The sequence below is a fragment of the Burkholderia sp. CpTa8-5 genome, assembly GCF_017815045.1.
Taxonomy (GTDB): Bacteria; Pseudomonadota; Gammaproteobacteria; order Burkholderiales; family Burkholderiaceae; genus Burkholderia; species Burkholderia sola.
Genome location: NZ_JAGIQD010000022.1, coordinates 100833 through 107517, shown reverse-complemented (window position 1 = coordinate 107517; position 6685 = coordinate 100833). Strand labels below are relative to the sequence as shown.

The 6685-nt window shown below is 66.6% G+C and carries 6 protein-coding genes; 5 read left to right on the top strand and 1 reads right to left on the bottom strand.

The window, feature by feature from the left end:
• On the top strand, positions 1-207 hold a 207-nt coding region (locus tag J8I35_RS26800; RefSeq protein WP_209927786.1), incomplete at its 5' end, for a hypothetical protein.
• Positions 158-691: a DUF3574 domain-containing protein gene (locus tag J8I35_RS26795; protein WP_124637735.1), complete on the top strand. Its 534-nt coding sequence runs from the start codon at positions 158-160 to the stop codon at positions 689-691. The genes J8I35_RS26800 and J8I35_RS26795, both read left to right, overlap by 50 nt.
• A gap of 83 nt (positions 692-774) precedes the next feature.
• On the opposite strand, the gene J8I35_RS26790 is transcribed toward J8I35_RS26795, so the two are convergent.
• Positions 775-3297, bottom strand: coding sequence for a penicillin-binding protein 1A (locus J8I35_RS26790; protein WP_209927784.1), 2523 nt, complete (start codon positions 3295-3297; stop codon positions 775-777).
• A gap of 453 nt (positions 3298-3750) precedes the next feature.
• Here J8I35_RS26790 and J8I35_RS26785 point away from each other — a divergent pair, with 453 nt between their 5' ends.
• The 3 genes from J8I35_RS26785 to mscL all read left to right on the top strand — a co-directional run bounded on the left by J8I35_RS26785 (position 3751) and on the right by mscL (position 6376).
• Complete coding sequence (locus tag J8I35_RS26785; protein ID WP_050013305.1) at positions 3751-4431, top strand: PspA/IM30 family protein; 681 nt, start codon at positions 3751-3753, stop codon at positions 4429-4431.
• 90 nt (positions 4432-4521) lie between these two features.
• Positions 4522-5703, top strand: coding sequence for a tetratricopeptide repeat protein (locus J8I35_RS26780; protein ID WP_124593974.1), 1182 nt, complete (start codon positions 4522-4524; stop codon positions 5701-5703).
• Between the two features lie 241 nt (positions 5704-5944).
• Positions 5945-6376, top strand: a complete 432-nt coding sequence (gene mscL, locus J8I35_RS26775) for a large conductance mechanosensitive channel protein MscL (protein WP_050013307.1) — start codon at positions 5945-5947, stop codon at positions 6374-6376.
• The last annotated feature ends 309 nt before the right edge of the window (positions 6377-6685 follow it).

Here is a 6685-nt window from a genome sequence, read left to right as displayed (position 1 = left end):
AGCTTCACCGTCGTGAACAGCGGTTCTTGCATCTCGTCCATTCCACGCATCGGCTTATCCGCTCAAGGTCATGAACATGATATCTCTAACGCACCGCCCGCAAAGCCCGTTTACACCGTTCCCAAATTCAACAGCCTGCTAGGGTTATCCCCAGATTATGTTGACAGCCCTGTTGATAACCCGCCGGACCCGCACGCAAGTGGTTGAGCGCGCAGCGTTTTGCGCGCGCGAAGGTCGATCGTCACGAAATGGGCAGACGCGGCGGCTGGCCGCATGCTCGATAGCATTCGCGCTGCTCGCCGGTTGCGCGGCACCGCCCTCGCCCACCTCCCACGCGCAACCTGCGGCCTGCACGCAACCGGGCGAAAGCCGCATGCTGCAGGCCGACCTGCTGTTCGGGCGCGACGTCGCCGGCCGCGGCCCCGTCACCGATGCCGAACGCGCGGCCTTCCTCGCCGACACGGTCACGCCGCGCTTCCCCGACGGCCTCACCTACTGGGACACGCACGGCCAGTGGCGCGACCGCTCGAGCGGCGCGATCACGCGCGAAGACAGCTTCGTGCTCCGTATCATCGCCGACGATACGCGCGACACGCGCACGCGGCTCGCCGCGATCCGGCAAGCGTACGTCGAGCGATTTCACCAGCAATCGGTCGGCATGACCGTCGTGCCGGCCTGCGCGTCGTTCTGATTCACCGTCTTCCGCTGGCGGCCGCGCGCAAAAAAACGGGCGCCCGAAGGCGCCCGTCGCATGGCTGAAGCCCAGCGTCCCGCTTATTTGCTCTCGAACATGTCCATGATCTGCTGCTTCTCCTGCGGCGTGACGGGCGGCGGCGCCAGCCCGGCCGCGCCGGCCGAACCGAGTGCGTCGTTCGCGCTGATCGCGTTCTCGGCCGGGTTGATGTCGACGTTCGCGACGAAGCCGTTGCCCGGCGTGCGATCGGCGTAGTACAGCTCGCCGTCGATCGTCGTCAGGCCGTCCGGCATCGGCATCTGCTGCTCGGGCACGCCGTTCAGCGCGGTGCGCATGTAGTTCACCCAGATCGGCAACGCGAGCTGTGCGCCGAATTCGCGGCTGCCGAGGCTCTTCGGCTGGTCGAAGCCCATCCACGCGACCGCGACGAGCGATTGCTGATAGCCGGCGAACCAGCCGTCCTTCGCGTCGTTCGTGGTACCCGTCTTGCCCTGCAGGTCGTTGCGGCCCAGCGCGTTGGTGCCCGCGCCCGTGCCGCCCGTCGCGACCGAGTGCAGCAGGCTGTTCATCACGTATGCGTTGCGGCCTTCGATCGTGCGCGGCGCCGTGCCGCCCGCGACCACCGGCTGCGACTTCTGCAGCGGCTGGCCGCGCGCGTCGTCGACTTCGGCGATCAGGTACGGATCGACCTTGTAACCGCCGTTCGCGAACACCGCGTAGCCGGTCGCGAGCTGCAGCGGCGTCACGAGGCCCGCGCCGAGCGCCATCGGCAGGTACGGCGGCGTCTTCGCCGGATCGAAGCCGAAGCGCTGCGTCACATACTGCTGCGCATACTGCGTGCCGATCGACGCGAGGATCCGGATCGACACCAGGTTCTTCGACCGCTGCAGGCCGGTGCGCATCGTCATCGGGCCGTCCGGCTGGTCGTCGTCCTTCGGCTCCCACGCGGTGCCGCCCGGCACGCTCGGCGGGAAGTACAGCGGCGCGTCGTTGATCATCGTCGCCGGTCCGAGCCCCTTGTCGAGCGACGCCGAGTAGATGAACGGCTTGAACGACGAGCCCGGCTGCCGCCACGCCTGCGTCACGTGGTTGAACTTGCTCTTGTTGAAGTCGAAGCCGCCGACGAGCGAGCGGATCGCACCGTCCTGCGGCGCGATCGCGACGAGCGCGCCCTCGACCTGCGGCAGTTGCACGACCTGCCAGCCCGTCTTGCCGTCCTTCAGCACGCGCACGACCGAGCCCGGCTTGATCCGCAGCGCGTTGTTCGCGCGCGGGCTCAGCGCGGCCGACACGAAGCGCAGCCCGGCCGGGCCGATCGTCGTGGTCGCGCCGCCGACGAACTGCACCTCGACCGCGTTCGGCGATGCCGACAGCACGACCGCCGATTGCAGGTCGCCGTTGTCCGGGTGGTCGGCCAGCGCGTCGTCGATCGCCTCGTCGCGCTCGTCGCCGGCCGCGGGCAAGTTGATCGACGCTTCGGGGCCGCGATAGCCGTGACGGCGCTCGTAGTCGAGAATGCCGCGACGCACGGCCTGATACGCGGCTTCCTGGTCGGCCGAATTGATCGTCGTCGTAACGGTCAGCCCGCGCGTATAGGTTTCGTCCTTGTATTGCTCGTACATCATCTGCCGCACCATCTCGGCGACGTACTCGCCGTGCACCGCGTACTGGTTGCCCGGCGTGCGCACGTGAATCTCTTCCTTGATCGCCTGGTCGTACTGCGGCTGCGTGATGTAGCCGATGTCGAGCATGCGCTTCAGGATGTATTCCTGACGCACCTTCGCGCGCTTCGGATTGACGACCGGGTTGTACGCGGACGGCGCCTTCGGCAGCCCCGCGAGCATCGCCGCTTCGGCGACCGTGATGTCCTTCAGGTCCTTGCCGAAGTACACGCGCGCGGCGGCCGCGAAGCCGTACGAACGCTGGCCGAGATAGATCTGGTTCATGTAGAGCTCGAGGATCTGGTCCTTCGTCAGGGCCTTCTCGATCTTGTACGCGAGCAGCATCTCGTAGATCTTGCGCGTGTAGGTCTTCTCGCTCGACAGGAAGAAGTTGCGCGCGACCTGCATCGTGATCGTGCTCGCACCCTGGCGCGCGCCGCCGTGCATCAGGTCGGCCACGCCCGCGCGCAGAATGCCGAGGAAATCGACGCCGCCGTGCTCGTAGAAGCGGTAGTCCTCGATCGCGAGCACGGCCTTCTTCATCACGTCGGGAATGTCCTGGAAGCGCACGAGGCTGCGGCGCTCCTCGCCGAACTCGCCGATCAGCACGTGATCGGCGGTGAACACGCGCAGCGGCACCTTCGGCTGGTAATGGGTCAGCGCATCGAGCGACGGCAGTTGCGGCGCCATCACGACCAGCGCGTAGCCGACGATCAGCGCGCCGACGACGGCCAGCGTCGCGAACAAGCCGACGAACCACAGCGCGACGCGCGAGCCGAACGTGCGGCGGCGCCCTCCGCCCCCTCCACTGCGCGGCTGCGCGCGGCGGCCGTCGTCGCGATCGTCGTCATCGGGGTAATAGGCCCCGGACGGCGAACGGCGCAGCGTGTAGTGGGGTTCGTTCCTGTCGGAAGAAGAAGGCGGTCGTTTGATAATTGGCATGTCGGAATGGCGGGCGTACGTGGCGCCCTCGGACGCATGCGGAAATGCAAGCGGATGAATCAGAGTGGGTGCATCGAAATGCGGCTGTCACGTCGACAGACCCCGCCGCGCGGCGATCCGTTCCCGCGACGTGACAGCGCATTTTAATGAAATCGACCGGGTGCCTTCGCGATTTTTTGTAAAAATTCCCGCAATGCCGTGATTTGCGGCACGTATTGTCGGCATCCTCGGCCTATGATGGACACGCAATACGGCGCACGCAGGCGATTTTCTTTCAGTCGCGAAAGGTTGGCGTCCCGATGCGCGAGCCGCTTGAACTCGCGCGTTTAAGCCGTATTTAAGTGAACCGGTGGTGTAATATCCGCCGGCTCACGCGGGCCGGAACCGAAGCGGGACCGGCTCGCGACGGGCATTGCCGCGGTCACGCGGCGCCTTTCAACCACGGAGGATTTCATGTCGCTTTTCGACTCTATTTCGCGCACGATCAAAGGCCTGCTGAACGATGCGGCCGATTCGGTACAGGATCCGTCGCGCGACGCACGGCAGATCGTGCGGGAGCTCGACGACAGCATCGGCCGTGCCGAGAATTCGCTGATCGAGATCGAGGCACAGGTCGCAACCCAGCGCAGCAAGCGCGATGCGGCCGACGACAAGGTGAAGAAGTACGAGGACGGCGCGAAGCGCGCGCTGCAAGGCGGCGACGAAGCGCTCGCCCGCGAGGCGCTCGCGGCCCAGTCGAACGCGGAAGCCGAGCGCGATGCGCTCGCGGCCGAGCTGGCGACGCTCGAGCCGTCGGTCGACAAGCTGAAGGGGCAGATCGCCGACATGCGTCAGCGCCGCAACGACCTGAATGCGCGCTCGAACATCCTGCAGGCGAAGCAGGAAATCGCGCAGGCGAAGGACGTGGCCGCCAGCGCGCTGGGCGGCATCGGCGGCAAGAACCTGTCCGAGGATTTCCAGAAGCTCGAGGACAAGGTCGCGCTGCAGAACGCCCGCTCGGACGCGCGTCTCAATTCGGCCGACACGTCGAGCGGCAAGGCGCTCGACGACAAGCTCGCCGCGCTGAACAAGGGCCCGTCGGTGGAAGATCGCCTCGCCGCGCTGAAGAAGCAGCTCGATACGCCCGCGCAGTAACCGCCGCCGCGGGCCACCGCGCCGCGCCCCGGCCCGGGCGCGCGGCGCGAACCGATCGTCAGGAGACGGGCGCATGCGCCCGGTTCGACCATGAAGAAATCTCTCGCCGCACTCGGCCTGTCGCTGATGTTGCTGTCGTCCGCCGCGTTTGCGGTCCCGTCGCTTCAGCAGGTCGAGCAGTCGATCGCGCAGCGCAACTGGCAGCAAGCCGACACGCAGCTGTCGCAAGTCATCGACGCCCATCCGAACAACGCGCATGCGCGCTATCTGTATGCGCAGGTGCTGGACCGCGAAGGCCGCGCGTCCGACGCGCTCGCGCAACTGCAGCGCGCGAAATCGCTCGATCCGCAATTGAAGTTCACCGACGCGTCGCGCTTCGCGCAGACGGAGTCGCGCATTCGCGCCGACGCCGCGCGCGTGAGCGGCAACACGCCGTCGGCCACGCAGGCCGGCACGCTGCAGCCGGGGCTCGCCCCCGCCGTCGCGCCGGCCGAAAAACACGGCCCGTCGACCGGCATGTGGATCGGCCTCGGGCTGATCGTCGCCGTGATCGCGCTGGTGCTGCGCTGGACGCTGCGGCGCGCGCGCACGGCCGACAACGGCCGTGCCGACGACGAACGCCGCACGCAGCTCAAGCGCGCGACCGACGTGCTGAACGACATCCGGCCGCTGAAGCTCGATGCGAAACTGTCGACGGCGCCCGGCGCCGCGGCGCTGACCGGCGAACTCGAAGCGATCGAGAACGACGCGCGCACGCTCGTCGAGACGCTGTCGAACGGCAAGAATCCGGTGCCGCCGTATCGCGTCGATGAACTCGAACAGCGCCACGCGAGCGTGAAGGCGCGCGTCGAAGGCCGCCCCGACCCGGCCGCGCAGCCCACGGCGCCGGCGAACGGCAGCGGCTCGGTGTATGCGCAGGAAGCCGATCGCATGACGGGCGCGCAGGGTCAGCCGTATCAGCAGCAGCCCTACCCGCCGCAACAACCGTATCCGCAACAGCAGCCGCCCGTCGTGATCCAGCAAGGTGGCGGTTTCGGCGGCGGAATGGGCGGGCTCCTGACCGGCGTGCTGCTCGGCGAAGCGATGTCCGGCGGCCGCGAGCGCGTGGTCGAACGCGACGTGATCGTCGACGGCGAACACCGTCGGCAGGACACCGATCCGGGCTTCGACCTCGGCCGCGGCGACGATTCGAGCTGGAGCGACGGCAACAGCGGCGGCGGCGGGATGGATCTCGGCAGCAACGACGACGGCTGGACCGACGACAACACCTGAGTGAGTACGGGTGCACCGGGTGTCGACCTGCATGTCGACGCTCGGCCACGCACGCCACGCGCTGCGGCATGACCGGCCGCGCCGACGCGCGGATTTGTCAATCATTTCAAGATGGGCTACCGGCAATAGGGCACGTTCGCTATCATGCGGCCATCGGCGTGCCACCGACCTTCATTCGACGCAAAGCAATCCTGCGCGTCGCGGCACGCCTCCCCCCGCCCCAACCAGGAGAAAGCCGCTCATGAGCATCATCAAGGAATTCAAGGAGTTCGCCGTCAAGGGCAACGTGATGGATCTCGCCGTCGGCGTGATCATCGGTGGCGCGTTCTCGAAGATCGTCGACTCGGTCGTGAAGGACCTCATCATGCCGGTCATCGGCGTGCTGACCGGCGGCCTGGATTTCTCGAACAAGTTCGTTCTGCTCGGCACCATCCCGCCGTCGTTCAAGGGTAATCCCGATTCGTTCAAGGACCTGCAGGCCGCGGGCGTCGCCGCCTTCGGCTACGGCTCGTTCATCACCGTGGCGATCAATTTCGTGATCCTTGCGTTCATCATTTTCCTGATGGTGAAATTCATCAACAAGCTGCGCAAGCCGGACGAAGCCGCGCCGGCCGCGACGCCGGAAGACATCGTGCTGCTGCGCGAGATCCGCGATTCGCTCAAGCAGCGCTGACCGCGACACGCTCCGCCAGCCAGGCCCGCCCCGCGCGGGCCTTTTTATTGCGCACGCGACGCCCCGCCGCAAGCGGCGTATCTCACTTTTTTGTGACGAGCGAATGCACGCGCGGGAAAAGCAGGTCTATGATGGAGACTAAACGACAGTACGGGCGCCAAGACGCTGGCTGTGTCGATCATGGCGAGCAGGTCGACGGGAGACATTGATCGTCGTACTGCACGAATGCAGCATTTTCGTGTGCTATAAAGGATCGACATGCGGCGTACATAGCCGGGAGTGGGTCGCATGAAAGTGCCGCATTTCTTG